The organism is Salipiger sp. HF18, assembly GCF_011806505.1.
Taxonomy (GTDB): Bacteria; Pseudomonadota; Alphaproteobacteria; order Rhodobacterales; family Rhodobacteraceae; genus Salipiger; species Salipiger thiooxidans.
In genome coordinates this window covers 1-1,275 of sequence record NZ_JAATOS010000771.1, presented here as the reverse complement: position 1 = coordinate 1,275, position 1,275 = coordinate 1, and the positions used below count along the sequence as shown (strand labels likewise).

Here is a 1,275-nt window from a genome sequence, read left to right as displayed (position 1 = left end):
GAACCCGCGCCCGCCGGCGTCATGGACATCGTGCTCGGGCCGGGCTGGCCGGGGATCCTGCTGCACGAGGCCATCGGCCACGGGCTCGAGGGCGACTTCAACCGCAAGGGCTCGTCGGCCTTTACCGGGCTCATGGGCCAGCGCGTCGCGGCGCCCGGGGTCACGGTGCTGGACGACGGCACCATCCCCGACCGGCGCGGCTCGATCACCGTCGACGACGAGGGCACGCCCTCGGGCAAGAACGTGCTGATCGAGGACGGCATCCTCGTGGGCTACATGCAGGACCGCCAGAATGCCCGCCTGATGGGCGTGGAGCCGACCGGCAACGGCCGTCGCGAGAGCTATGCCCACGCGCCGATGCCGCGCATGACCAACACCTACATGCTGGGCGGCGAGACCGACCCCGCCGACATCGTCGCCGATCTCAGGGACGGCATCTGGGCGGTGGGCTTCGGTGGCGGGCAGGTCGACATCACCAACGGCAAGTTCGTGTTCTCCTGCACCGAGGCCTACCGGGTCAAGGACGGCAAGGTCGGCGCGCCGGTGAAGGGCGCGACGCTGATCGGCGACGGCGCCACCGCGCTGCAGCAGATCCGCGCGCTCGGCAACGACATGGCGCTCGACCCGGGGATGGGCAACTGCGGCAAGCAGGGGCAGTGGGTGCCGGTGGGCGTGGGCCAGCCGACGGTGATGATCGGCGGGCTGACCGTGGGCGGCGCCGCCGCCTGAGCCGCGACTCGGGCGCCGGGGATTCGGCGGTTGTCGGCCCCACCCGGGCCGGCTGCCATGCCTTCCCTGTCCATGGGCGGGTGTCGCCCCTGCGAAACTTTCCTTCGTTATCAGGCCATTGTCGCAGGGCCCGAGAAAACCGTCCGCCGGGAGGGTCTTGGTTTACCTCTCATTAAGGACGTCTGGGCTAAGGATTCCTCAGCAAGCAGACGGGGTTCAGGATGGCCGAGGACAGCAACAGCTCATCTTCCACTCACCCCCCACTCCCACCCACCTCGGAAGACGACCGGTTCGCCTGGCTCCGTCTCTTGCGCTCCCGCCGCGTCGGTCCCGCGACTTTCTGGCGACTGCTTTCCGAACACGGCACCGCGCTGGCGGCGCTCGACGCGCTGCCGCAGGTGGCCGCCGCCGCCGGGGTCGAGAATTACCACGTCTGCCCCGAAGGCGTCGCCCTAGCCGAGGTCAAGGCCGCACGCGGCCATGGCGCCGTGCTGGTCTTCCGTGGCGAGCCCGCCTATCCGCCGCTTCTCTCCGACGTGTCCGACC

The 1,275-nt window shown here is 70.2% G+C and carries 1 protein-coding gene and 1 pseudogene; both read left to right on the top strand.

Going from position 1 to position 1,275, the window contains the following annotated elements:
• The coding region (locus HC022_RS26780; RefSeq protein ID WP_254885287.1) for a metallopeptidase TldD-related protein at positions 1 to 729 on the top strand (729 nt) is incomplete at its 5' end.
• 221 nt (positions 730 to 950) lie between these two features.
• A pseudogene (locus HC022_RS26775) lies at positions 951 to 1,275 on the top strand (DNA-protecting protein DprA); the annotation flags it as partial.